This is a genomic window from Collinsella aerofaciens ATCC 25986 (genome assembly GCF_010509075.1).
Classification (GTDB): domain Bacteria; phylum Actinomycetota; class Coriobacteriia; order Coriobacteriales; family Coriobacteriaceae; genus Collinsella; species Collinsella aerofaciens.
In genome coordinates this window covers 2,217,409-2,243,435 of the sequence record NZ_CP048433.1, presented here as the reverse complement: position 1 = coordinate 2,243,435, position 26,027 = coordinate 2,217,409, and the positions used below count along the sequence as shown (strand labels likewise).

General features: G+C 61.4%; 21 protein-coding genes and 1 tRNA gene. 12 read left to right on the top strand and 10 right to left on the bottom strand.

The window, feature by feature from the left end; translation table 11 throughout:
* Positions 1-381: 381 nt before the first annotated feature.
* Positions 382-1,980 carry a glutamine-hydrolyzing GMP synthase gene (gene guaA / locus GXM19_RS09950; protein ID WP_006234667.1) on the bottom strand — a complete coding sequence of 533 codons (1,599 nt, stop codon included), beginning with the start codon at positions 1,978-1,980 and terminating at the stop codon, positions 382-384.
* 267 nt (positions 1,981-2,247) lie between these two features.
* Here guaA and GXM19_RS09945 point away from each other — a divergent pair, with 267 nt between their 5' ends.
* Positions 2,248-3,261 (top strand): asparaginase, encoded by a 1,014-nt coding sequence (locus tag GXM19_RS09945; protein ID WP_006234668.1) that lies wholly within the window; start codon positions 2,248-2,250, stop codon positions 3,259-3,261.
* A 21-nt stretch (positions 3,262-3,282) separates the two neighbouring features.
* Here the strand turns inward: GXM19_RS09945 and GXM19_RS09940 are convergent, their stop codons facing one another.
* Entirely contained in the window at positions 3,283-3,501 is a 219-nt protein-coding gene (locus tag GXM19_RS09940; RefSeq protein ID WP_006234669.1) for a helix-turn-helix domain-containing protein, read from the bottom strand.
* A 76-nt stretch (positions 3,502-3,577) separates the two neighbouring features.
* Here GXM19_RS09940 and GXM19_RS09935 point away from each other — a divergent pair, with 76 nt between their 5' ends.
* On the top strand, positions 3,578-3,967 hold the full coding sequence (locus GXM19_RS09935; RefSeq protein WP_040358750.1) for a hypothetical protein: 390 nt from the start codon (positions 3,578-3,580) through the stop codon (positions 3,965-3,967).
* Positions 3,968-3,976: 9 nt separating this feature from the next.
* On the opposite strand, the gene GXM19_RS09930 is transcribed toward GXM19_RS09935, so the two are convergent.
* From GXM19_RS09930 to GXM19_RS09900, 7 genes are all read right to left on the bottom strand, one after another.
* Positions 3,977-4,360, bottom strand: a complete 384-nt coding sequence (locus GXM19_RS09930) for a DUF1648 domain-containing protein (protein WP_006234671.1) — start codon at positions 4,358-4,360, stop codon at positions 3,977-3,979.
* 11 nt (positions 4,361-4,371) lie between these two features.
* Complete coding sequence (gene ychF, locus GXM19_RS09925) at positions 4,372-5,448, bottom strand: redox-regulated ATPase YchF (protein WP_040358752.1); 1,077 nt, start codon at positions 5,446-5,448, stop codon at positions 4,372-4,374.
* A gap of 114 nt (positions 5,449-5,562) precedes the next feature.
* Complete coding sequence (locus GXM19_RS09920) at positions 5,563-6,816, bottom strand: 4Fe-4S binding protein (protein WP_006234673.1); 1,254 nt, start codon at positions 6,814-6,816, stop codon at positions 5,563-5,565.
* 151 nt (positions 6,817-6,967) lie between these two features.
* Complete coding sequence (locus tag GXM19_RS09915; RefSeq protein ID WP_006234674.1) at positions 6,968-7,768, bottom strand: glycerol dehydrogenase; 801 nt, start codon at positions 7,766-7,768, stop codon at positions 6,968-6,970.
* Positions 7,769-7,783: 15 nt separating this feature from the next.
* Complete coding sequence (locus tag GXM19_RS09910) at positions 7,784-8,035, bottom strand: dehydroquinate synthase/iron-containing alcohol dehydrogenase family protein (protein ID WP_006234675.1); 252 nt, start codon at positions 8,033-8,035, stop codon at positions 7,784-7,786.
* 113 nt (positions 8,036-8,148) lie between these two features.
* Positions 8,149-9,249, bottom strand: a complete 1,101-nt coding sequence (locus GXM19_RS09905) for a glycerol dehydrogenase (protein WP_006234676.1) — start codon at positions 9,247-9,249, stop codon at positions 8,149-8,151.
* A gap of 83 nt (positions 9,250-9,332) precedes the next feature.
* Positions 9,333-10,556 (bottom strand): iron-containing alcohol dehydrogenase, encoded by a 1,224-nt coding sequence (locus tag GXM19_RS09900; RefSeq protein ID WP_006234677.1) that lies wholly within the window; start codon positions 10,554-10,556, stop codon positions 9,333-9,335.
* A 500-nt stretch (positions 10,557-11,056) separates the two neighbouring features.
* Between GXM19_RS09900 and GXM19_RS09895 the strand changes: the two genes are divergently transcribed.
* The 4 genes from GXM19_RS09895 to GXM19_RS09875 all read left to right on the top strand — a co-directional run bounded on the left by GXM19_RS09895 (position 11,057) and on the right by GXM19_RS09875 (position 15,574).
* A complete protein-coding gene (locus tag GXM19_RS09895; protein WP_006234678.1) occupies positions 11,057-12,133 on the top strand; it encodes a tetratricopeptide repeat protein in 1,077 nt (358 codons plus the stop codon).
* Positions 12,133-13,176, top strand: a complete 1,044-nt coding sequence (locus GXM19_RS09890) for a hypothetical protein (protein WP_006234679.1) — start codon at positions 12,133-12,135, stop codon at positions 13,174-13,176. The genes GXM19_RS09895 and GXM19_RS09890 overlap by 1 nt, the downstream gene beginning before the upstream one ends.
* Before the next feature lie 45 nt (positions 13,177-13,221).
* On the top strand, positions 13,222-15,396 hold the full coding sequence (locus tag GXM19_RS11015) for a MurT ligase domain-containing protein (protein ID WP_203572364.1): 2,175 nt from the start codon (positions 13,222-13,224) through the stop codon (positions 15,394-15,396).
* A 101-nt stretch (positions 15,397-15,497) separates the two neighbouring features.
* Positions 15,498-15,574: transfer RNA gene (locus tag GXM19_RS09875), tRNA-Glu, on the top strand.
* Positions 15,575-16,093: 519 nt separating this feature from the next.
* On the opposite strand, the gene GXM19_RS09870 is transcribed toward GXM19_RS09875, so the two are convergent.
* The gene (locus GXM19_RS09870) at positions 16,094-18,181 is read right to left on the bottom strand and encodes a glutamine synthetase III family protein (RefSeq protein ID WP_115596167.1); all 2,088 of its coding nucleotides are present in this window, start codon (positions 18,179-18,181) and stop codon (positions 16,094-16,096) included.
* A 426-nt stretch (positions 18,182-18,607) separates the two neighbouring features.
* Here GXM19_RS09870 and GXM19_RS09865 point away from each other — a divergent pair, with 426 nt between their 5' ends.
* From GXM19_RS09865 to GXM19_RS09840, 6 genes are all read left to right on the top strand, one after another.
* Entirely contained in the window at positions 18,608-19,480 is an 873-nt protein-coding gene (locus tag GXM19_RS09865; protein ID WP_006234684.1) for a methylenetetrahydrofolate reductase, read from the top strand.
* On the top strand, positions 19,480-20,268 hold the full coding sequence (locus GXM19_RS09860; RefSeq protein WP_006234685.1) for a hypothetical protein: 789 nt from the start codon (positions 19,480-19,482) through the stop codon (positions 20,266-20,268). The genes GXM19_RS09865 and GXM19_RS09860 overlap by 1 nt, the downstream gene beginning before the upstream one ends.
* Before the next feature lie 9 nt (positions 20,269-20,277).
* Complete coding sequence (locus tag GXM19_RS09855; protein ID WP_006234686.1) at positions 20,278-22,827, top strand: homocysteine S-methyltransferase family protein; 2,550 nt, start codon at positions 20,278-20,280, stop codon at positions 22,825-22,827.
* Positions 22,828-22,935: 108 nt separating this feature from the next.
* Entirely contained in the window at positions 22,936-24,300 is a 1,365-nt protein-coding gene (locus tag GXM19_RS09850) for a PFL family protein (RefSeq protein WP_035136908.1), read from the top strand.
* A 256-nt stretch (positions 24,301-24,556) separates the two neighbouring features.
* Positions 24,557-25,504: a class I SAM-dependent methyltransferase gene (locus GXM19_RS09845; RefSeq protein ID WP_115596166.1), complete on the top strand. Its 948-nt coding sequence runs from the start codon at positions 24,557-24,559 to the stop codon at positions 25,502-25,504.
* Positions 25,505-25,662: 158 nt separating this feature from the next.
* Positions 25,663-25,962: a YhbY family RNA-binding protein gene (locus tag GXM19_RS09840; protein ID WP_006234690.1), complete on the top strand. Its 300-nt coding sequence runs from the start codon at positions 25,663-25,665 to the stop codon at positions 25,960-25,962.
* Positions 25,963-26,027: the final 65 nt, after the last annotated feature.

Below are 26,027 nucleotides of genomic sequence, written 5' to 3'. Positions count from 1 at the left end.
TAACCACCTGGGGAAACGCCGTGCGGAGGCTGCCGAAAAGCCTATTGAGTTCGATTTGAGTTTCACGGGCCCTGAAACGGCCTGTTTTCGCCCTCGGGGACAAAAACAGCGCGTCTACTCACTAGGGATAAATCATTACTCCCATTCCTCCGAATACCGCCCCGTGCCTTGCTGTCTCGAAACACGGGGAGTAAATCGCGAAATCGCAGGTGAGAGGGAGTAAAACGGCAAAGAAAAAGCCTCCGTCCCAACGCGGGAACGGAGGCTCGGTTATCGTATTTACTCAACGCCGTCGCTGGCGGCTTTGCCATGACTCTCGTACGAAACGAAACTCAGCGGCACAGTGCGGCACTCAAAATCGCAGGTCAGAACCCTATCGGCCTACTCCCACTCGATGGTCGCGGGCGGCTTGGACGTAATGTCGTAGCAGACGCGGTTGGCGCCGGGAACCTCGGCCACGATGCGGCCGGAGATGCGGGCCAGCACGTCGTAGGGCAGCTTGGCCCAGTCGGCGGTCATGGCATCGCTGGACTCAACGGCGCGCAGGATGATCGGGCGCTGGTAGGTGCGCTCGTCGCCCATAACACCGACGGACTTAATGTCGGGCAGGACCGCAAAGTACTGCCAGCAGCTGTGCTCGGAGTTGCGCTCGCCGGTCTGCTCAAACAGACGCTGGTTGTAGGCGTCGAGCTCCTCGCGCACGATGGCGTCGGCGTTCTTGAGGATTTCGAGCTTCTCCTTGTCGACCGCACCAATGATGCGGATGGCAAGACCCGGGCCCGGGAAAGGCTGGCGGAACACGATGTGGCCCGGCAGGCCCAGCGCCAGACCAAGTGCGCGGACCTCGTCCTTAAAGAAGTGGTCGAGCGGCTCAATAAGGTCGAAGTGCACGCCCTCGGGGAACGGGATCAGGTTGTGATGGCTCTTGATGGTGGCCGTCTTGCCGCCCGTCTTGCGAGCGCCGGACTCGATGATGTCGGGGTAGATGGTGCCCTGAGCCAGATACTTGACCGGTTTGCCATCGGTCTCGAGCTGCTGCGCCACGGCGAAGAACTCTTTCCAGAACTGCGTACCGATGATGCGGCGCTTCTCCTCGGGCTCGGTCACGCCGGCCAGAAGCTCGGCATAACGGTCCTCGGCGTGGACGTGAATAAAGTCGACGTCAAACTGCTTGGTGAAGACCTCCTCCACCTGCTCGGGCTCGCCCTTGCGAAGCAGACCGTGGTTGATGAACACGCAGGTCATCTGCTTGCCCACGGCGCGGGCGCCCAGCGCAGCCACGACGGAGGAGTCGACGCCGCCGGACAGGGCCAGAATCACGCGGTCGTCACCGACCTTCTCGCGGAACTCGGCCGTCATGGTCTCAACCAGGTTGTCCATGCTCCAGTTGGGCTCCAGGCCGCAAATCTCAAACAGGAAGTTGCTCAGCAGCTGCTGACCGTACTCGGAGTGCTTGACCTCGGGGTGGAACTGCGTGGTGAAGATCTTGCGCTCGACGCACTCCATGGCAGCAACCGGGCACACGTCGGTGCTGGCGGTAACGGTAAAGCCCTCGGGCACCTCGGAAACGGCGTCGCGATGGCTCATCCACACGGTCTGCTCTATGGGCGTGGAGTTAAAGAGCTTGGCGCCTGCCGTGCGCGTGATGGTGGCGCGGCCGTACTCGCCCACCTCGGAGTGGCCGACCTTGCCGCCGAGCGTCACGGCCGTGATCTGATGGCCGTAGCAAAAGCCCAGGACGGGAAGGCCCAGGTCAAAGATGGCAGGATCGATGGACGGAGCGTCCTCGGCGTACACGGAGGCCGGGCCGCCGGAAAGGATGAGCGCAGAGGCGTTCATCTCGCGAATCTCGTCGGCCGAGATGTCGCAGGGGACGATCTCGGAATACACGTTGAGGTCGCGGACGCGACGGGCAATGAGCTGACCGTACTGCGCACCAAAGTCGAGTACGAGGACCTTTGCGGAAGCCTTTTGATCCATGGTTCCCCCTCTTGTTGGCGGGGAGCCGGTGCCCACCCGCGTGAATGAACGAAAATAACCTCCATAGTGTACACGTTATATGGGGTTTCTTGCCCCTCGCAGCCATCAGCGCACGGCAAACGCACGACCTGGGCCCCTATTTGACGGCAATTGAAGTGTTACCAAACGTTACGGATGATGTAATACGTTTGAACATTGGACGCCCTGTGCCACAATACTGCCGAACGACTCCGCCTCTGGGGCGGCAAACACGATAGGAATACCAGCATGAAGCGCATCCTTCTCATCGCCACGGGCGGCACCATCGCATCGACCGAGGACGGCAACGGCCTCTCTCCCGCCCTGACCGGTGAGGAGCTCGCCCAGAGCGTCCCCGAGATCTCGGGCCTCTGCAAGCTTGACGTGGTGCAGCCCATGAACATCGACAGCACCAATATGCGCCCCAGTGACTGGATGCGTATCCGCGACGTCGTCGTCAAGGGTTATGCCGACCACGACGGCTTCGTGATTCTGCACGGCACCGACACCATGAGCTACACCGCGGCGGCGCTTTCCTACCTGATCCAGGACAGCCCCAAGCCCATCGTGCTCACCGGCTCGCAAAAGCCTATGGGCAACCCCTTTACCGACGCCAAGCTCAATCTGTATCAAAGCTTGCTCTATGCGCTCGACGAGAATTCGCACGACGTCTCGATCGTGTTTGGCGGCGTAGCCATTGCCGGCACGCGCGCCCGCAAACAGCGCACCATGAGCTTTAACGCGTTCATTAGCGTCAACTATCCGCCCATCGCCTATATCCGCAACGACCGTATTGTGCGCAACGGGCTCCACGGCACGCATCAGGGCGAAAACCCAGTTCGTTTCTACGACAGCATCGACCCACGCGTGTTTGTCCTTAAGCTCACGCCCGGCGTGAACCCGGGCATCCTCGACGCCCTTGCCGATAGCTACGACGCCGTGATTCTGGAGACCTTTGGCATTGGCGGTATCCCCGAGTTTGGTGAGTCGGGCGAGTCATTCCAGGAGGCGATTTTTCGCTGGGTTGATTCGGGCCGTACTGTCGTTATGACCACGCAGGTCCCCGAGGAGGGCCTTGACCTGGGTGTTTATGAGGTCGGCCGAGCTTACGCCGATCATCCGGGTATTTTGCGCGGCGACGACATGACCACCGAGACGCTCGTGGCCAAAACCATGTGGGCGCTCGGTCAGTCACGTGATGCGGCAGAGATTCAGCGCCTGTTCTACAGCCAAGTCAACCACGACCGTATCCCGATGGTGTAACCACCGGTCAATAGGCATCTTCTATTCGATGCCCTCGAGAAGCTCTGACACCGTCATGCCGAGTGCGGGTGCGATCTTAAATAGAACCTTGAGCGTGAAATTTGCCGTCCCGCCTTCGATTCGGTCGAGGTAGGGTCGGCTGATTCCTGTCGCCACACAAAAATCAACCTTGGAGATGCCAAGGTCTCTGCGTGTCTCTTCGACCCGCCTGCCAAGAATCTGTTCCGCGCGTTCGTCCATGCAGACGAGTTTGAAATGGAGCCGAACATAAACGTAAACTATAGTTTACGTTTTGCCGAATACACAGGAGTTTTCTATGTCGGGTTCTTCGGTCCGCATGCACCGAACTACGCTTCGCACAAACAGCGCGCCGCCCAAGCTCGTCGTCGTTGAAGCTGCATGCCTTTCGCCCGATGAGCGCACGGCATTTGCATTGCTATCAAGTCGCGTCGCCGCTGTTCTGGTCCCTTGCCCGGCGCAAGGCGAACTTGCCATCCAATGCCAGACGCACAGTTGCTCGCTCAATCAAGCTGCCGTAATTGCAACCAGCCAACGCGGCCTGCCCCTTCTCTTGGAAGCCGGTATCGCGCTCGCCCTTCGCGGTGCCGGATACGAAAACGAGGCCGCCGCCGACATGGTCTTTAAACCACGATCGAGCGGCGGCCTCGCAGCAGCCATCGAATTTGCTTGTAGGCTCGTCGCCTAAAGGTGCAACCTAAAAGCCGAAGCCAAAGCCCGTTCCGGTAATCGCCGAGTACATAAAGTAAACGTTGATCACGTTGAGGAACACACCCGTGATACAACCGTTGCGCAGGTAGCGCTCGCACACGATACGCGCCATGGCGACGGAGTCATCATTGTTTTTAGCCTGGCGTCCCGCCGTAAAGTACGTCGCCACGCTCAACAGCAGGTTGAGCACCGGAAGTGCCAGCAGCTCGTAGCTCTTGCCCCAGCGCGTCACCTCGCCGGCGGCATTAAACTTCGTTGCCACCTCGGGACCAATGTTGGGGATCACAAACGCTGCGACCACCAGCGGAAGCACCGCAAGCACCAGCAGCGCGATGCCCATGTAGCCAGCTTTTTTGCCATATTTGAACATGCGCGTCGTCCTTACACGTTAAAGCGGAAGTGTACGACGTCGCCATCGGCCATGACATACTCTTTGCCCTCGATGCGCAGCTTGCCGGCGGCCTTGGCGCCCTGCTCGCCGCCGAGCTCGATGTAGTCGTCATAGCCAATGACCTCGGCCTTAATAAAGCCGCGCTCAAAGTCGGTGTGGATGACGCCGGCAGCCTGCGGGGCGGTTGCGCCCCGACGAACCGTCCAGGCCTTGACCTCCATCTCGCCGGCCGTAAAGAACGACTGCAGACCGAGCAGCTTATAGGCCGCCTGCGCGAGCACGTCCAGACCGGGCTGCTCCAGGCCCAAGCTCTCCAGGTAGTCGGCCGCATCCTCGGGATCGAGCTCGGAAAGCTCGGCCTCGATCTTGGCGCAGATGGGCAACGGCTTGACGCCATCGATGGGCGCCAGGTCCTCGTTGAGCATATCCTCGTCTACGTTGGCCACATACAGGATGGGCTTCATGGTGAGCAGGAACAGGCCCTTGGCAGCGGCGCGCTCCTCGTCGGTCATCTCCATGGACGCGGCGCGCTTACCCTCGTTGAGCCAGGCAAGCAGGCGCTTGGCGACCTCAAACTTGGGCATGAGCTCCTTGTCGCGCTTGGCCTCCTTCTCGAGCTTGGGCAGCTGCTTCTCAAGCGTGCCCATGTCGGCCAAGATGAGCTCGGTCATGATGGTGTCGGCATCGCCGGCGGGATCGACGAACTCGCCCGTGCGGCCCACCTCACGCATGACGTTGGGGTCCTTAAAGTAGCGCACGACCTCGCAGATGGCATCGGTCTCGCGGATGTTTGCCAGGAACTGGTTGCCCAGACCCTCGCCCTCGTTAGCGCCCTTCACCAGACCTGCGATGTCGACGAACTCGACCGTCGCCGGCACAATGCGACCCGGGTTGACGATGTCGGCGAGCTTTTGCAGGCGGCTATCGGGCACGTCGACGATACCCACGTTGGGGTCGATCGTGGCAAACGGGTAGTTGGCGGCAAGGCCGGTCTTTTTGGTAAGCGCGGTGAACAGCGTCGACTTGCCCACGTTGGGCAGGCCCACGATACCGATGGAAAGGGACACGACAGCTCCTTTTGATACAGGTACTTCAAACTGCATAAGTATAGCGCCGCCGCAGCATCCGGGCGAACCCGGACACCACGGCGGCGCAAATGAAGCAGAGATTAGGGTCGCTAGCTAGTCCGCGAGCTTCTCCACTTGGTCGAGCATCTTGTCGAGCTTGGCCTTTGCCTCTGCCTTGACCTTCTGGGCCTCTTCGTGGGCCTTTGCCTTCTGGGCGGCCTTTTCCTCTGCCTCGGGATCGACGACGACCAGATTGGACGCGTCGTGCTCAACTAACTTGAGCGCATGCTCGGGGCACACCTTGACGCAGGCACCGCAGCCCAAACAATACGTGGACTCCAACGCAAAGCGGCCGCTTCCCACCAAATCGCAGGCGAACGTGGGACATACATTGACGCACTCGCCGCACGACGTGCACTTGTCAAAATCGCACTCCGGCGTGCTCACCTGCATGTTCTGGGCAAGCTCGGGATGGTTCTGCAGTGTTGAGAGCACCAGCTGGCGACCGTGCGTGAGCGTACGGCGACGCTTGGTCGTCGTGGTGCCGCACATGGTGTTGAGCGTACGCTCGAGCTGGGTAATCTGGTGGCGGTGGGCTTTGAGCTTCTGCGTCACCGAGGCCAGCGCCGCCGTTGCCGGGTTGAGCTTGGTCACGGTCAGACCCGTGGTGCGGGCGATCTTTTCCATGTACTCCTTGCGCTCGTACTCGCGGCGCTTATGGCACTTGAGGCTCTTGGGATCGACCTCCAGACCCATGCCTGTGCCCGCCCACTCCTCGGCGGTGGCAATGGCCTCGCCCAGGATGTCCTCGCCACCGGTGTTACGGCACTTATCGCACACGCCCAGCGGCAGGTACACGCTCACGTTGGGATAATCGGCCAGCACCGAGAACCAGGTCTCGGCCGTAATATCGCCCACACAGGCGACAACAACCTCGTTCTCGCGCGGCATGCGCTTAAGGGCACGCGTGCAGGTAACGTAGGCGGTCTCGTGGCTCGTAGCCGCCGAGACAATGTCGTCGTAGACGTTTTTGGGTGCAAGGCGCGGAGAGATGATCGCCTCCGTCGGGCAAGCAGCGGCGCACAGGCCGCACTTACGGCAGCTGTCGAGAATCTCGATAGCATCTTCCTCGATCTCAATGGCATTCACCGGGCACACGTCCATGCACGCGGTGCAGCCGCTCTTTTCGTTTTTGCAGGCCAGGCACGGAATGGTGTTGCCGCGCGGACGCTCCTTATAGTCGGCAGGATTCCACTGCGGCGCCGACGGATCGAGTGCATCGGTCACACCGCCAAGCGGGTTTTTAAGAAAGTCGAAACCCTTGCTGATCTCGATAATGTCATCAAACAGATCGTGTTCCTGCGCCATGCGCGGCCCCTCCCTGAGCAGTGCAAACAAGCAAGAGATAATGATACGCTATCGGCCCACGCCTCGGGCAAATTACACGCGGAGCATCTTTGCGGCAAATAGCCCATGGCCTATCGCCGCCTCGATCGCACAAGGTCAATCAAGCGCCAGACTATGCCTCGCACATGAGCTGCACGAGCTTTTGTTTGGTCACCTTGGCCTGCTCGTTGGCCATGTTACGCTCGTTTCTAAAGACCGCATTTGCAACATCCCGCAAATCGGTATCGGAAATCTCGCCAAGGCCCAGCTCCGCGAGCGTCGTCGGCAGACCAACGCGCTGGCAAAACTCGAGCACCTGATCAAGCTCGGGCGCGCGCTCCAGGCGCAGCTGCACCACCAGCCCAAATGCCACGGCCTCGCCATGCATGGCCTTGCACTCGGGCAGAATCGTCAGACCGTTGGCGATGGCGTGCGCCAACGCCAAGCCACCGCTCTCAAAACCGACGCCCGAGAGCAGAATATTGCACTCGATCAGGCGCTCAACCGCCGGTGATGTACGACCCTTCTTGAGGTCGCGCTTAGCAGCCACACCGCACTCGATGAGCGTGTCGTAGCAGGCGCGAGCCGCAACCAGAGCCAAGTGCCCCGGCGCGCCGCCGTGTTCGTTGGTGCCGTGCGCCGCGGCACACGAACGCGCCTCGAAATACGTTGCCAGCGCATCGCCCATACCAGCAACCGTCATACGCAGTGGGGCAGCCGCGACCACGTTAGTATCGACCACGACCAGGTCTGGATTCTTCTCGAGCATCAGGTAGCGGTCGAACGACCCATCCTCGTGATACAGCACCGAAATCGCGCTGCACGGACCATCCATCGAGGCCGCCGTGGGGCATACGCACAACGGCAGCTCGGCATAAAACGCAACGACCTTTGCGATATCGAGCATCTTGCCACCGCCAATACCCACCACCATGTCGCAATACTCAGCCTAGGCTTCCTTAGCCATTTTTACAACGGCCTCTTCCGTACACGGACCGTCATAAATCTTAAAGAACGGCTCGCTTAGATTTTCATCCAGAAATCCATCGACGATCTGCCTGCACAGCCGATCCTCGGTGCCCTGGTCAAACAAGACATAGGCAGCGCAGCCCAACCATGACAAATACCTGCCCTGACGCGAAAGTTCGCCCGGCCCCTGAACATACCGGCCGGGACCGTCATAAACCATGGGAAGCGCCATACGAGAATCCGCCCTTCATCAAACAACGATTGGTGCAAACTAACCTGCCCCCTTTGCACCATAGCAAAAAGGGGCAAAGCCATCTGCTGGCTTTGCCCCTTCCTTAGCTTGATTTACTCATCCATGAGATAGTAGTGGCCCAGCGCGTCGGCACCCAGGATGGCGTTTGCGACCATCTCGGGCGTCACCTCAAACGGCATATTGCACATAGTGTCATCGGGCGCGCAGGCGGCCTCGGCAACGACCATGGCCTGCTCGCGCGTAAGCTCGGCAACGCCAAGTTCCTTCATCGTGACCGGCAGGCCCAGCTCAATGCAGAAGCCCAAGACTTCCTCAAGCTTCTCGGTCGGGGCATCCTCGAGTACCAGCTGGACGATGGTGCCAAAGGCGACCTTCTCGCCGTGATACATGCTGTGGCACTCGGGCAGCATCGTCAGGCCATTGTGGATGGCATGAGCAGCAGCAAGGCCCGAGCTCTCAAAGCCAATGCCCGAAAGCAGCGTGTTGGCCTCAATGATGTGCTCGACGGCAGGCGTGAGCGCACCCTTCTCCAGCGCAACCTTGGCCTTGACGCCATCGGCCATAAGCGTCTCGTAGCAGAGCTTGGCGAGCGCCAGACCGGCCATTCCGCCCTTACCGCCGGCGCAAGTGCCACCGTCGGCATCATGCGTAGCCTGGGCCTCAAAGTAGGTTGCGAGTGCATCGCCCATACCGGAAACCGTCAGGCGCACCGGGCTCGCCGCGATAACCGTCGTATCCATCAGGACAATGTTGGGGTTTGCCTTAAGGAATAGGTACTTATCGAACTGGCCGTCGTCGGTGTAGAGCACCGAAAGTGCCGAGCACGGCGCATCGGTCGAGGCGATGGTGGGGCAAATGATAACCGGGGACTCCAGGTAGTAGGCAACGGCCTTGGCAGTGTCGAGGATCTTGCCGCCACCGACGCCGACGATGATGTCGCAACCGTTGTCGCGAGCGAGCGCAACCAGGCGATCGACCTCGCCCTTGGAGCACTCGCCGTTAAAGTCCTCAAACAGCAGCTCGGCCTTAGCCTCGGCAAAGCCGCCCTCGATCTTGGCACCGACGCGCTTCTTGCCCGAAGGCGTCACGATGACGAGGGCCTTAGCGCCGAGCGGCTCGACATAGGAGCCGAGCTTGGCGAGCTCGTCCGGACCCTGGATGTACTTGCTGGGGCTATTGAAAATTGCAGCCATAACTATCCCATTCTCTAAAAGAAAAAAGAAAGGGGCTCCGTACAGATACGTGCGGAGCCCCTCGTTACGATAACAAGAGTCGATTAGAAATCGATGTCGGTGTCGTAGTAGCAGGCCTTGAGGATCTTCTCGAAGTCGGCAGCCTTGGTCTCACGCGGGTTCTCGGGCGTGCAGGCGTCCTGCTCAGCGTTCGCGGCGATCTCGGGCAGCTTGGCGAGGAACTCCTCCTCGGAAACCATCTGCGGGTTCTCGGCGTCGACCTTCACGCCACCATTCGCGTAATCCTTGATGGACTGCGGAATGTTGAGCTGGTCGTTGAGGTCGCGGATCTTCTGGACGAGCGCAGCGATGAGCTCCTCGTTGGTCTCGCCGGGAAGGTGCAGGATCTCCTTGGCCACGTAAGCGTAACGCTCGGCAGCACGGGGATCCTTGGAGTTCCACTGGATGACCTTGCCCAGGTACATGGCGTTAGCAGCACCGTGGATGATGTGGCCGTTCTCAAAGGCCGCACCGGTCTTGTGAGCCATGGAGTGAACGATGCCCAGCAGGCCCGAGGAGAAGGCGATACCGGCGATGCACTGAGCCTCGTGCATGTGCTGACGGGCCTCATGGTCGCCAGCATAGGACTTGGGCAGCCACTCGACGATCTCGCGGATGCCGTGCAGAGCGTTGGCGTCGGTGAACATGGAAGCACAAGTGGAAACGTAAGCCTCCATGCAGTGGGTCAGAGCATCCATGCCGGTGTGTGCGCACAGCTTGGCGGGCATGGTGTAGGTGAGCTCGGGGTCGACGATGGCGACATCAGGGGTGATGTTGAAGTCGGCCAGCGGGTACTTGATGCCCTTGGCGTAGTCGGTAATGACGGAGAACGCGGTGACCTCGGTAGCGGTGCCGGAGGTAGAGGAGATGGCGCAGAAATGAGCCTTCTGACGCAGCTCGGGGAAGCTGAACGGCTGGATGATGTTGTCGAAGGACTCCTCGGGATACTCGTAGAAGACCCACATGGCCTTAGCGGCATCGATGGGCGAGCCGCCACCGATGGCGATAATCCAGTCGGGCTCGAACTCGCGCATGGCCTCGGCGCCCTTCATGACCGTCTCGATGGACGGGTCGGACTCGACGCCCTCGAACAGCTTGACCTCGAAGCCGCCTTCCTTAAGGTCGTTCTCGACGTCCTGCAGGAACCCGCCGCGGCGCATAGAGCTGCCGCCAGAAACGATGATGGCCTTCTTGCCCTTGAGGTTCTTCACCTCGTGGCGAGCGCCCTCACCAAAGTACAGATCGCGAGGATTGGTAAAACGTCCCATACTGTGCCTCCTAAACAAGCCCCTCTTAGACTTGCGTATATAACGGAGCACCCAATTGGCTCCGTTAGGACCGGTTTGCGCGTTGCCGGCGATGACAATGCGCGATGTCTAAACGTCTCAACGCTCAGACAAACACTATTTTACCGTTCTGGTTGGTCAGTTATTCACCTAAAGCCGCCAATGATGAAACGTTTTTTCTATCCCTGAAGACCCTTGTGCGGCATCCATACTCCCAAGCTGGGCAAACGTTTTATCAAGGTTGACTACATATCCCGGGCAGGACTGTGCCCCTCCAAAATATGCACCGTTCGCCGCCAAAAATCGACCGTTTGCGGCACCGTGATACCACTCGGCCGTCCATGGTGCCGACATTTGTGCGACATCCGACTTCGTGGTGCAAAGGTGCAAGTCCAAGTGCGGCACCCCCGGTGTGCCACATGCGGGTAAACTAGAACCTTATATAGAAACATCTGAACCCTAACCGCAGCAAAGGAGGCCCCATGGCATTCGATCCCATTCAAGAGGATTGCCATCGCCTCGTTCTTGAGGCCTTGCGCCGCGACAATATCCCGCTCACCGACGGTGCCGCCGTAGAGCGTCTGATGGAGCAATTCACCCGCAACCCCGCACCGCTCATCGTGCACGACCGCGACCGCGCCGGGCATCTGATTGCCAAGGTGGTCGAGGCCGTTGACTACCGCATTCCCTTTATCCCTGACGATACCCAGGCAGAGCAAGAAGAGGCCGCTGCCGAGAACATGCTTCGCGAGGCAGCCGCGCTCGACCCCACCAACTGGGACGCCCAGCGCATGCTGACCGCCCTCACCGCCAACTCCAACGAGGAGTACGTACAGTATCTGGTGTCCAAGTGTGACGAAGTGGAGCACGATCTGGCGCTCAAGATCGCCTCGGCGCAGGACCCCTACGAGCGCGAGGCCGCAGGCGACCTTACGCGCCGCCCCTATCTGCGCTGGCTTGCCTCCCTTGCGTCACGCGCCCTCATTAGCGGCCGCTATCGCATGTCGCTCGAAGCCGCAAACCGCAGCCTCGACTTTGCCCCCAACGATCCGGCCGGCGTCCGCCACACCGCGATGCTCGCCATGGCAAAGCTCGAATACCCCGCCGAGGAGCTCAAGCGCTTTCGCTCCGCTCACTCCGTGCCGTACCTCGCGAATACCCCGCTGCGCCGCCGCCCCAAAGATGCGGAGCGTGACTTGGACCCGTGGACGCTCATCGCGCTGATAAGCGCTGCCTGGCGCGAGCTGGACTACGAGGGTGCCGAACACTACCTGCGTATCCTTGTGCGTTCGTGCCCGCACGCAGCCGAGGCGCTCTACTTCCAAACCGAGTTTCCCGATGGCGTCTATGCCCGCGTCAATGTGAGTGTGGGCTCCACCGACGAACTTGTCCTTGCGCTGTCCGAGGCGACGCCGGTACTGCAGGAGGGCCTGGGCGCCCCCGACAACGCCAGTTTTGCCGCCTGGGTCGCCACCAACGATATCGTGCGTTCCCAAATCGATGAGCGCATACTGCGGGCGGCCGAGCAGGGTTTGCCGTTTAAGGGAGGAGACCTCTAATGGATCCGAGCGTCTACATCCCCGCCTACCTGGAGCGCACCTATCTGGCGTCGCACCCCGAGCTCACCGATGCAGCACGCGAGCTTGTCCATAACGACATTAGCGCGAATCCCCAAAAGTATGCGCAGTCCGAGCATGCCCAGGCGCTGCTGTCCTACGCCGGTGTTCATCGCCACCTGCTCGACGAGCTCCATCGCATCGAGGACATGGGCAGCGACGAGGAGTTCGAGCAGACGCGCAATCGTCTGTTCGACGACATGCGCGATGAGCTGCTCAAGATTGTCCGCGTCGATGCGTATGTCCTCGATGCCCAGCTGCTCGCCATCATCCTGGCCGACACGCCCGTTGACGCCTGCCTGGGCGACCTGATGAAGCTCGAGGCGACCACGGCCGATTACCTGCAGCAAAGTGTGCCCGGGTTCGACATGGAAGCCCCGCACTACTGGGCCAATAATGTTTTGGCCGATGGTGTCACCGCAGCAGACCTTACCGTGAGCGAGCCGGCTCTTATCGGGTGGCTTCATACGCTCGAGGCCATCTCGCAGCTGTGCATGGCGAGCGCCCGCTACCGTGCTGCCGCCAACTACGCCCGCCGCGTCCTTAAGGCGGAAGGCTACCCCACCCGAGCCGCAGGCACCGTGTTGCTCGCCCTCGCTCGCCTGGAAGACCAGGACGGCTTTTTTGCCCTGGCCCACCAGCTCGAGGAAGAGATCGGGGCTGACGCGCTCGAGAACTCTCCTTGGTATCTGCTCGCCCGCACGATTCTGCTGTTCAAAACAAACAAGATGCGCCCGGCGACACGCGCGCTACGTGAGTTTGCCAACCGTTGCGAGGGCGGTGCGTTCTTCTTACTGAACCCCATGTACCAGACACCGTACCTTCCCTGCCGGCCCGAGCCACACGATCCCTGGGATCTTTCGCACCAGGCCGTTTGGGAAGCGGACGGTATTATCTCGGACACTCCCGACTTTGCCCCTTGGGCCAATGCCTGCGAAGACGTGTCGCAGCTTGCCCAGGAATTTGCGCGCCGCTACGGTTTTTAGTGACGCACTCGACCCGACCATGTCGTTTACGTTAGGAACGGTTTCATGAACCTCCGCTCATCTCTTGCCTGCACCTCGAGCGATATCGCTCGCTGGGGGCTGCGCTCCGTCCTTAAGCGCCAGGGTGGCGTGCTTCCCGGCCGCATCGCCATGAAGATCGACCCCGAGTTGCTGAGCGACCTCGCTGCCCTTGTCGACCGCAGCGTGGTGATCACCGGCACCAACGGCAAGACCACCACCTCCAACCTCATCGCCGACGCCGTTGCCGCCAGCGGCGCCACCGTGGTATGCAACCGCGCCGGCAACAACATGGAGCCGGGCGTGGTGGGCGCACTGCTCGAGGCGCGCAGCGGCCTCAAGCGAGCCGGTGGCAAGCGCGTGGGCGTTTTTGAATGCGATGAGCTCTACACCGTGCGCGTCCTGCCCAAGCTCAAGCCGACGTACTTCGTGCTGCTCAACCTGTTCCGCGACCAGCTGGACCGCTACGGCGAGATTGACCACACCCAGGACGTCATCGCCCACGCGCTGGAGCTTTCGCCGGCAACGACGCTCATCTACAACGCCGACGACCCGCTGTGTGCCGCAATCGCCGCGCGCGTTCCCAACGCGAGCATCGCCTTTGGCATCGACGGCGCCACCAACACCGAGTCCGACCGTATTAGCGACTCACGTTTTTGCTCACAGTGCAACGCGCCGCTGGAGTATGACTACGTGCAATACGGCCAGCTCGGCGCCTACCATTGCCCCTCGTGCGGCTGGGCCCGCCCTGCGCTTGTCCGTCGCGTGACGGGCGTGGAGCTCGGCTGCGACGGCTATGGTTTTGACCTGGTGTTTGGATCTGATTCCAGCGCGCCAGCCGCACACATCGCCACGCGCTACAACGGCCTGTACATGGTCTACAACGTTGCCGCCGCATTCTTTGCCGCACATGAGTTAGGCGTGGATACGGCGCACCTGCAGCCCACGCTCGATGCCTATGTGCCCGCCGGTGGTCGTATGGGGCGCTGGGATATCGCCGGCCGCACTGTCGAGGCCAACCTGGCTAAGAATCCCGTGGGCTTCGATCGCCAGATTCAGTCCATTAAGACGGCGGGCGGCAGACTCTGCGCTTTCTTCCTCAACGACAACGATGCCGACGGCCACGATGTATCGTGGATCTACGACGTCGACTTTGAGCGCATCGCCGATACCCCAGGGCTTGTCGCCTTTGCCGGAGGCACGCGTGCGCACGACATGCAGGTGCGTCTCAAGTACGCCGGCATCGATGCCGCGATTATCTCGGACGTCGCGCAGGCAATTGGCGCCGTGGCAGACGAGGCCGCCGATGACACCTTCTACGCCGTCGCCAACTACACGGCCTTCCCGCCGCTGGTCAAGGAGCTCGACGGGCTGAAAGGCGCCACCGCCGACGCTGTTGCCGGGCGCGCCGTAGCCCGTGCCGACGGCAGCGCTCTTCCTGTCGGCATCGCGCCAGTCGAGCTTTCGCGCCCGCTGCGCATCGTCTACCTGTACCCCGATGCCCTCAACCTCTACGGCGACGGCGGCAACGTTATCGCCCTCGAGCGTCGCTGCGCCTGGCGCGGCATCCCCGTTCGCGTGGACGAGGTCCGCATGGGCGAGTCGCTCGATCTCACCGACACCGACATCGTCATGATGGGTGGCGGCTCCGACCGCGACCAGCTGGCGGTTGCACATGAACTGCTCGCTCAAAAAGACAAGGTCGCATCCTATGTTGAGGACGGCGGTTCGCTGCTTGCCATCTGTGGCAGTTATCAGCTGCTCGGCCGTTCGTACTATATGGGTGAGGATCGCATTGAGGGTCTGGGCGTCATTGCCGCCGAAACCGTACGCGGCTCCGATCGCCTGATCGGCAACGTAGCCGTCAAAACCGATCTGGCACCTGAGCCCTTTGTGGGATTCGAGAACCATGGAGGTCGCACGCTTTTGGACGCCGAGGCCACGCCGCTCGGAACGTCCGTCATCACGGGCACCGGCAACAACGGCGACGATGGCTTTGAGGGCCTGATCTACAAGGGCGTCATCGGCACGTACCTACACGGACCGGCACTGCCCAAGAACCCCGAGCTCGCCGACTGGCTGATCGCGCACGCCCTCGAGCGCCGCGGCGATGCGCAGGCCACAGCCCTGCTGCCGCTCACGCCCCTCGACGACACCTACGAGCACGCCGCCCACGACGCCGCCATGAAGCTCCTCCCCTAACGCCCCAACCACCACAAAGGGGACAGGCACCTTTGTGGTGGTTTTTCAGTTTGCCAACGATATGTGAACAGTTAAAAAAGTCTGCTATACTCTTTCCCGCTGTCCCCATCGTCTAGCGGCCAAGGACGCCACCCTTTCAAGGTGGATATCGCGGGTTCGAATCCCGCTGGGGGCACCATTTGAATTGAAGAGCCCGTTACCCTCGCGGTAGCGGGCTTTTTGCTACCGAAATGCCGGGATTCGAACCCGACAGGGTGCGGAGCTGAGGAAACGCGAAGCGTTTTCCAGCGCAGCACGCAAGGAGCGAAGCGACGCAGCGGAAGCGGGCGGCGCCAGCCGCACGCGGACATCCCGCTGGGGGCACCACAGAATCTGAGGAGCCCGTTACCAATTCGGTGGCGGGCTTTTTGCTACCCATGCGCCGGGATTCGAACCCGACAGGGTGCGGAGCTGAGGAAACGCGAAGCGTTTTCCAGCGCAGCACGCAAGGAGCGAAGCGACGCAGCGAAAGCGGGCGGCGCCAGCCGCACGCGGACATCCCGCTGGGGGCACCACAGAATCTGAGAAGCCCGTTACCCTCGCGGTGGCGGGCGTTTCGGCGGCAAAACGGACCTCAAAGCGTCCTTCGCAAACAAAAAGCCGGGGCCCGCCTGATGCGGACCCCGGCTCAATACCGTGACGATATGTCAGTTACGCTCTACACGTAGAACAGGATGTCGTCGTAAGTCGGGACCGGCCAGTAGTCGGCTGCCACGATCTCTTCCATGGCGTCCACGGCGGCGCGCAGCGTATCCATAGCGGGAACGACCTCGTGCGCGTACACGTTGGCCTGCTCCTGGCCATCGAGGGCCTCAGCCTTCTGATGCACGGCGTCAAGCGCCTTGATGGAGTCGTTGATGGTGGTGATGCCGTTGCAGAGCTTGTTGAGCGTGTTCTGCTCGCACTGCATGGCGGCCTCGGCGCCGGCGGCACGAATAGTCTCAAGGCCCTTAGCGACCTTGGTGGCATAGGCGGTAATGACCGGGCGATAGGTACGACGCGCCTCGCGAACCATCGTGGTAGCCTCGATGTTCATGAGCTTGTTGTACTTCTCGAGCTTGCAGTCGTAGCGGCACTGAGCCTCGGCCTTGGTCAGGACGCCCGTCTCCTCAAAGAGCGCGATGGCCTTATCGGAAACAAAGGCGGGAAGAGCGTCGGCCGTGGTCTTGTTGTTGGCAAGGCCGCGCTTCTTGGCCTCGATGGGCCACTCGTCGGAGTAACCGTCGCCGGAGAACAGGATGCGCTGGTGATCGGTCAGCACCTTCTTGCAGTATTCGAGCGCGGCGTCCTGGAACTTGTCCTCGGGCGTACCCTCAAGCGCGTCGGCGAAGGACTTGAGCGACTTGGCCACGGCGGCATCGAGCACCAGGTTGGAGTCGGAGACGTTCTGCTCGGAGCCGCAGGCACGGAACTCGAACTTATTGCCGGTGAAGGCAAACGGGGAGGTGCGGTTGCGGTCGGTGTTGTCCTGCATCAGCTTGGGCAGAGTATCGGCGCCCAAGTCGAGCACGCCGCGCGTGGCATGGACGGAAGCCTTGCCATCGATGATCTTCTCGACGACCTCGGTAAGCTGGTCGCCCAGGAAGATGGACATAATCGCCGGAGGAGCCTCGTTGGCGCCCAGACGATGGTCGTTACCGGCCGAGGCAACGGAGGCACGCAGGAGCTCCTGATAGTTATCGACGGCCTCGATCACCGCGGTGAGGAAGACGATGAACTGCAGGTTGTCGAGCGGAGTGTCGCCCGGATCGAGCAGATTCTCGGACTCGGTGCCAAGCGACCAGTTGTTGTGCTTGCCCGAACCATTGATGCCCTCAAAGGGCTTCTCGTGCAGCAGGCAGACCAAGTCGTGGCGGGAGGCGATGAGCTTCATTTTCTCCATCATGACCAGATTCTGGTCGATGGCCTCGTTGACTTCGCCATAGACGGGGGCGAGCTCATGCTGGCAGGGAGCAACCTCGTTGTGCTTGGTCTTTGCCGGAATGCCGAGCGCCCACAGTTCATCGTCCAGATCCTTCATATAGGCCGAGACGGTGGGGCGGATAGCGCCAAAGTAGTGCTCCTCGAGCTCCTGGCCCTTGCATGGAGCAGCACCAAAGAGGGTGCGGCCGGTGATGACCAGGTCCTTGCGCTTGCGGTAAGCGTCCTTCTTGATCAGGAAGTACTCCTGCTCGTCGCCCACGGAAGGAACGACCTTCTTGGGGGTTTTACCGAACAGCGCCAAAACGCGCTTAGACTCACGCGAGAGCGCGGTCATGGAACGCAGCAGCGGGGTCTTCTTGTCCAGGGCCTCGCCCGTGTAGGAGCAGAAAGCCGTGGGGATGCACAGGACATCGTCCTTGATAAAGGCGGGGCTAGTGGGGTCCCAAGCGGTGTAGCCACGGGCCTCGAAGGTAGCACGCAGGCCGCCGTTGGGGAAGCTGGAAGCGTCGGGCTCGCCCTGGATGAGGTTCTTGCCCGTAAACTTGGTAATGGCGGTGCCGTCGTGGTTGGGCTCCAGGAAGCTGTCGTGCTTCTCGGAAGTAATGCCCGAAAGCGGCTGGAACCAGTGCGCGTAGTGCGTCGCGCCCTTGGAGATGGCCCAGACCTTCATGGCATGGGCAACGGCGTTGGCCACATCCAGGTCGAGCGGCTCACCGCCCTCGAGGGTTGCAGCAAGGCGCTTCCAAATGTCCTTGGGGAGGTAGTCCTTCATGACTTCCTCAGAGAACACCATGGTCCCGAAGCGGTCAGTAAGATCGGCCATACGGAACTCCCTTCGTATCGGCACCGCGTGAGAAGCGGTGTTGATTACTAACGAACGAGTCATAGCTTAGACTCGCCGTGTTTCCGCGACATTACCGTTATGTTGCTGTCGCGAAACCAATCAATGAGGTTACCCTATCGAGGCGGCGTTGCCACCCTCAACAGCCAATCAACTGCATAAATTGCAGACCTCTCCCCATGGTTTAAGGGCGGTCAATTTGGGATGGGGCTCTATTAACTGGTATTTTGCATCAGATACCAGTCTTTATAGTCCGTGCCTAGATTAGCCGCTCTGTTATAGAGAAAGCCGATAGCAAGGCATCTTTGATTGGTATCCCCAAATAGCCAGTGAAACTCCACCGTGGCACAGTGGTGCAGTAGAATCCTTACAACACATCGCACTATTACGTATCTAGAGGAGCACGATATGCGCGTCGACGAGGTTTTTAAGCAGGCAGCATCCCAGGGCACCGCGCCCATTTCGTTTGAGATGTTCCCGCCCAAGGGCGAGCTGACCCTCGACACGGCTCGCGAAGTGGCAGGCAATCTGTGCAAGCTTTCGCCGAGCTTTGTCTCGGTCACCTGCTCGGCCGGCGGCTCGGGCAACGGTGCCGCCACCGCCCCCATCGCGCATATGATTACGAGCGAATTCGACACGCCCTCGGTGGCACACCTTACCTGCGTGGGCCGGTCGCACGCCGATATCGCCGCCAAGATCGACGAGTATCGCACCGCCGGCGTGGAAAACATCCTGGCCCTGCGTGGCGATCTCCCTGCCGGCGCGACCGAGGACGACAAGCCCGCCTCGGACTACGCCTACGCCCGCGACCTCATCCCCGAGCTCGTCGACGCCGGCTTTTGCGTGGGCGCCGCAGCCTACCCCGAGGGCCACATTGCCTGTGAGGATCTCAACCTCTCGGTCGAACACCTCAAGCAAAAACAGGACGCTGGCGCGAGCTTCTTTGTGACGCAGCTCTTCTTTGATAACGAGTGCTTCTACCGTTTTCGCGAGCTTGCCGACAAGGCCGGCATCACCGTGCCCATTACCGCGGGCATCATGCCGTTTATGGGCAAGTCACAGATCAGCCGCATGGTCTTTATGTGCGGCGCTTCGCTGCCCTCCCCCGTCATCAAGATCCTCGCCAAGTACGAGAATGACCCCGAGAGCCTGCAGGCAGCTGGTGTAGATTATGCAGCCCGCCAGCTTTGCGACCTCAAGGAGCACGGCGCTGACGGCCTGCACTTGTACACTATGAACCGTCCTGCGATCGCCGCGACCATTATGGAGCGCCTGGGGTAATGGAAAAACCGCACATCGATACAACCGCTATCGAAGTGCCGGCCGACCTTGCGTCGCCGGCGCTTTACCGTGTCGATGCTGCGCACCATCCCCGTGTCGACCGTGCCGAGATGCTGCGGTATCTGGGTTACGGCGGCCAGCAGATTGAGCCCGAGCTGTCGCAGCGTATTGAGCTTGTGGTCGAGCGTCTGGAATTGGACATTGAGCCCCGTGGCGTGCGCCGCGTGTTTGCCGTCGATGCCACGGGTGTGGACGAGCAGGGAGAACCTTGCATCCGTCTGGTCGGCACCAATGTTGAGCTGCGCGGTCGTGATATCTATCGTCATCTTAAGGACGCCCGCTTTGCCGCGCTCATGGCATGTACCCTCGGCATGGACGCCGAGCGTCGCCTGCGCACCACGGGAGCCCAACATCCCCTGGAGGGCGCCGTGCTCGACGCCGCGTGCTCCGCTTACGTGGAAGCCGCCGTCGAGCAGATGGACCAGCAGGTCAAGGCTGCGGCCGCCGCACACGGACTCGCCGGCAACTGGCGCTTCAGTCCCGGCTATGGCGACTGCCCGCTCTCGGCCCAGCGCTCGATCGTCAATGCGCTCAACGCCACGCGGCTCATCGGCCTGACCGTCACGCCCACCAGCCTGCTCATGCCCACCAAAAGCGTGACCGCGGTGATCGGTCTGTTCGACGGCGAAGTCCACGACGCCCAGAGCCGCCCCACCTGCAATATCTGCCGCATGCGCGAGAACTGCCGCTTCCGTGCCGCCCACACCACCTGCTATTCCAGCCATTAGGAGCCCCCGATGTTTACTCCGCTTATCACTCATGATTCTGACGGCACTGCATTGGCGGCACCCGTTGATGCCGTACGTCGCAACGGTGCCACGTACAAGACGCGCACGATCGACGATCTGCGCATTAAGGACGATCGCCTGCGTGCGGCCATCGAGGGCACGGGACACCTGCTGTTCGACGGCGGCATGGGCACCATGTTGCAGGCCGCTGGCATGAAGGCGGGCGCCCTGCCCGAGCTGCTCAACTTTGAGGAACCCCAGGTCATTACCGACATTCAGCGGCAGTACGTCGAGGCTGGCTGCGACGTGATTACCGCCAACACCTTTGGCGCCAATGCCCACAAGCTCGACGGTGCCGCCACCGTGGCAGACGTCTTTGCCGCGGCCGTCACCTGTGCCCGCGCGGCCGGTGCCCACTACGTCGCCGGCGATATCGGCCCCATCGGCGCACTGCTTCGCCCCCTGGGTACCCTCAGCTTCGACGAGGCCTATGACCTCTTTGCCGAGGAAGTGCGCGCCGGCGTCGCCGCGGGTGTGGACCTCTTTATTATCGAGACTATGACCGACCTGGCCGAGATCAAGGCGGCGGTCCTCGCCTGCCGCGAGAACTCCGACCTGCCCGTCTTTGCCACCATGACCTTTGAGGAAGACGGCCGCACCTTCTTGGGAACAAGCCCCGAGGTCGCCGCCATCACGCTCGATGCCATCGGCGCCGACGTTTTGGGCATCAACTGCAGCCAGGGACCGGCCGAGCTCCGAGGACTCGCAGCACGTATGCTCACCGTTACCGACAAGCCCGTTATGGTGCAGGCCAACGCGGGACTCCCCCATGTGGACGACGACGGCAACACCGTCTTTGATATCCAAGCCCCCGAATACGCCGAGGCCGTCGCCGGCATGATCGCCGACGGCGTGAGCGTCGTGGGCGGTTGCTGCGGCACCACGCCGGCGCACATGGCGGCCTTGCGCACGCTTATCGACAACCACACGCCCAGCCCGCGCCACCGCAAGCCCAGTATGTCGGTCACGAGCGCCCAAACGGTCGTGGACCTTCCCTGCGACGGCCACAAGATCGCCGTCATCGGCGAGCGCATCAACCCCACCGGCAAAAAGCGCCTGCAGCAGGCCCTGCGCGACGGCGACCTGGACTACGTTGTGAGCCAGGGCATCAGCCAGCAGGAACAGGGCGCCGACATCCTGGACGTTAACGTGGGCCTGCCCGAGATCGACGAGGTCAAGATCATCCAACAGGCGACCGAACAGCTCCAGGGGTCCACGCTGCTGCCGCTGCAGATCGACTCCACCGACCCCGCAGCCGTCGAGGCCGCCGTGCGCCGCTACGCCGGCAAGCCCATCATCAACTCGGTCAATGGCAAGCAGCAAATCATGGATGAGATCTTTCCGCTGGTCGCCCACTACGGCACCAACGTTGTCGGCCTTACGCTCGACGAAGGCGGCATCCCCGATACCGCCGAGGCTCGCTTCGCCATCGCCGAGCACATCGTGGCCGAGGCTGCCCGCTACGGCATCGGACCGGACCGCATCCTCATCGACTGCCTGGTCATGACCGCCTCGACCAATCAACGCCAGGCCGAGCAGATCCTGCGCGCCATGTCCCTGTGCAAGGAGCGTCTGGGCGTCAAATGCGCGCTCGGCGTGTCGAACATCAGCTTTGGCCTGCCTGCCCGCCCGCTGCTGGGCTCGGTCTTTTTGGCCGCCGCTTTTGGCGCGGGTCTGGACGCCCCCATCATGAACCCGGGCTCCAAGCGCTTTATGGATACTGTCTACAGCTATCGCGTCCTGAGCGTTGAGGACGAGGGCTCGACCGGATACATCGAGCGCTACGCCGGCTGGACCGATCCGTATAAGATCGCCGCAAACCCGGCAGCGGCTCAGGCCGCATCGACCGACACTGTGCCCGCTGCTGGCACCGCCGGCACCGACGACCCGATTCGTCGCATGGTCGTCTCGGGCCGCAAAGGCGAGATCGCTGCCGAGACCGAGCGTCTGCTGGCAGACCACGACGCCATGGACCTCATCAACAATCACTTTATCCCCGCCCTCGACGAGGTCGGCGTCCTCTTTGACCAGGGCAAGTTCTTCCTGCCGCAGCTCATGGCCTCGGCTGAGGCCGCGCGCGTGGGTTTCGACACCATCAAGCGCCTGATGCCCGCCGGCGAGATTGCCGACAAGGGCAAGATCTGCGTGGCCACCGTCAAGGGCGACATCCACGATATTGGCAAGAACATCGTCAAAATGCTGCTCGACAACTACGGCTACACCGTCTTTGACCTGGGCCGCGACGTCGATCCGCAGGAGGTACTCAAGACCGTCAAGGAGCGCGATATCAAACTCGTCGGCCTCTCGGCGCTTATGACCACCACCGTCGTCGCCATGGAAGAGACCATCAAGTTGCTCCATGCCGAGGTTCCGGGCGTCAAGATCATCGTGGGCGGCGCCGTGCTCACCCCCGAATACGCCAAGCAGATCGGTGCGGACTACTACGCCAAGGACGCCGCCGAAAGCGCTCGTATCGCCGAAGAGGTCTTTGGGCAGTAACACAACGGAAACAACCGAGCACCAAAACGTGCCGCATGCGCCACTTGGCACGTGCGGCACGTTAGAATAGATAAGACTATGCTCGTTTTGGCAGATAGGAGCGCAAGGATGGCGATCACGCCCGCAGAAATCGCGGAAACCCGCGGCATGGTTGAGGAACAGAACCTCGACATCAGGACCATCACCATGGGTGTTTCGCTCATGGGTTGCGGCGACGAGAACCTCGACCGCATGTGCACGAAAATCTACGACCACGTGACGCACACGGCTGAGCATCTGGTCGAGACCGCCGAGAACCTCGAGCGCGAGTACGGTATCCCCATCGTCAACAAGCGCGTTTCCGTCACCCCGGTGGCGCAGATTGCCGCGTGCTGCAAGGATGAGGACCTCACCCCCATCGCGCATGCCCTCGACCGCGCGGCCGAGACGCTCGGCATCGACTACCTGGGCGGCTTCTCCGCGCTCGTCCAAAAGGGCATCGGCGACGCCGACCGCCGCGTCATCCAGTCCATCCCCCAGGCGCTCGCCACCACGAGCCGCGTCTGCTCCAGCGTCAACGTCGCCAGCCTGCGCGCCGGTATCAACATGGATGCCGTGCTTATGGCCGCCCAGACCATCATCGATGCCGCTAAACTCACGGCCGACCAGGATTCCGTTGGCGCTTCCAAGTTTGTCTGCTTTGCCAACATGGTCGAGGACTCCCCGTTTATGGCGGGCGCCGTCCACGGCGGTGGCGAGGCCGACGCCGTCATCAACGTAGGCGTCTCGGGTCCCGGCGTTATGGCCGCAGCCCTGGAGACGCTGCCCGATTCCGCCTCGATGATGGAGGTTGCCGAGAAGATCAAGCAGACCGCCTTTAAGATCACCCGCGCCGGCGAGCTCATGAGCCGCGAGGCCGCCCATCGTCTGGGTGTCGAGAAGGGCATTGTCGACCTGTCGTTGGCACCTACGCCTGCCATTGGCGACTCCGTTGCCCGCATCCTCGAGATCATCGGCGTGGGCACCTGCGGTGGCCCCGGCACGACCTGCGCGCTCGCCATGCTCAACGATGCCGTCAAGAAGGGCGGCGTCATGGCCAGCTCCAGCGTGGGCGGTCTCTCGGGCGCTTTCATTCCCGTGTCCGAGGACGCCGGCATGATCGCCGCCGTCGAGGCCGGTGCGCTTTCGCTCGAGAAGCTCGAGGCCATGACCTGCGTGTGCTCCGTCGGCCTGGACATGATCGCCATCCCCGGCGACACCCCGGTCGAGACCATCGCCGGCATCATCGCCGACGAGATGGCCATCGGCGTCATCAACAACAAGACCACGGCCGTCCGCGTGATTCCTGCCATCGGCAAGGGCGTGGGCGACTGCGTCGAGTACGGTGGCCTGTTTGGCCGTGCGCCCATCATGCCGGTGAACCCCAACGCCGGCACCGTGCTTGCCCACCGTGGTGGACGCTTCCCGGCACCGCTGAACTCGCTGAAGAACTAGCTGAGGGGTTCGGGCGAGGAGCCCCGGGGAGGGCAAATATATAAGGTCGCCTGCTCGGACAGTCCTGGCTCGCACGGAGAGCACATTAAGTGCTCTCCGGCTCGTGCGGAACTCGCGATCGACCTTATATATTTGCCCTCCCCGGGGCTCCCGCACAACGGGATCTCAGTTGGGTTCTATCCCGGTTGCAGTTGCTTCGCTCCTGCACCACTTGGCTGGTGCGGCGGTTTGGCGTTGGAACGGTTCTTTCTGATATATGCTGGTTGCGGCTCTTCTTTTGGGAGGAGTCGCTTTTTTGTTGCTAGGAGGTTGGCCCGTGGTTGATGGGGATGCTCGCTCTGAGCTTCTTTCTGCTGATTGGAATCAGGAATGGATGCGCTTGCAAGCTGGTCGGCGGCGGGCTGATGATTCTTTTGAGTGGGATAAAAGGGCACGGCATTTTCGGCCGCTTGAAACTGCTCCGTATGCCCGGGATTTTATAAAGCTGTTGGCGTTAAAGCCTGGTGAATCGGTGCTTGATATGGGGTGTGGGGCTGGGTCGATTGCTATTCCGCTTGCTCAGGCTGGGCATCCTGTGATTGCGGCTGATTTCTCCCCCGCCATGCTGGGCACGCTTGATGCTGGTATTGAATACTATGGACTCGAGGATCTCATTACGCCGCTTGAGCTTGCTTGGGATGATGATTGGGATTTGGTTGGACCGGTCGTGAAAGCGGTAGATGTTGCCTTTGCCAGTCGCTCTGTCACCACGACCAACCTAAAAGGCGCGCTTGCCAAGCTTGATCATACGGCTCGTCGGCGTTGTGCTGTCACGATGGTCGCTAACTCCAGCCCGCGCTATGATCTGCACCTGATGAACGCCATCGGTGCCTCGGTTACCTGCAGTAATGGCTTTGTGTATGCCTTTAACATCCTTATTCAGATGGGTGCCCTGCCGCAAGTTACGTACTTTGAATCGCCTCGTCGCGATACCTTCGATAGCCTCGAGGCAGGCGTGACGGACTTCTCCCGTATGCTCGAGCATGGCAACGAGGATAAGGTTGCCCGCCTGCGCGACTACATCGCCCAACACATGATCGAGAACCCCCATGCCGGCGAGCCGGGCTCCAAGGGCGTGCCGCAGGGGCGCTATATGCTCGATCATGTCCGCAAGGTCCGTTGGGCGTTTATTGCATGGGAGCCGGTCTCTGCGCCCAGCTCATAGCCTGTTCGCAGCCCACGCCGCCCACTCACTCGGCATCCGCATTCTTTTTGAACTGGGCAAACGCGCCCCACACCGCACCGTTCCTGCGCTATCGTGGGACAGCTCACGTAGATTAAGGCCCCGTCGCGGGGCGCCCCATACATAGAAAGCGAGAACCCATGGCACTGACAGGAGCCCAGGTCAAGCAGCTTCGCAGCATGGCCCATCACCTCAACCCCGCTATCATCATCGGCAAGTCCGATGTCAACGAGGGCACCGTCGAGCAGACGGTCGCCTACCTGGAGAAGCACGAGCTCGTTAAGTGCTCCGTGCTCGATGGCTCCAGTCTTTCCGCCCGCGAGGCCGCCGAAGAGCTCGCTGAGCGTTGCCACGCCGAGGTCGTCCAGGTCATCGGCCGCAAGTTCTCGCTGTATCGCGAGTCCTCGCGCAAGGACATCGAGAAGATCAAGCTCGTCTAAGAGCCAATGATCCGGCGAGCCAACACATAGCAAGCTTACGGGTGCCCGAGCACTTCGGGCACCCG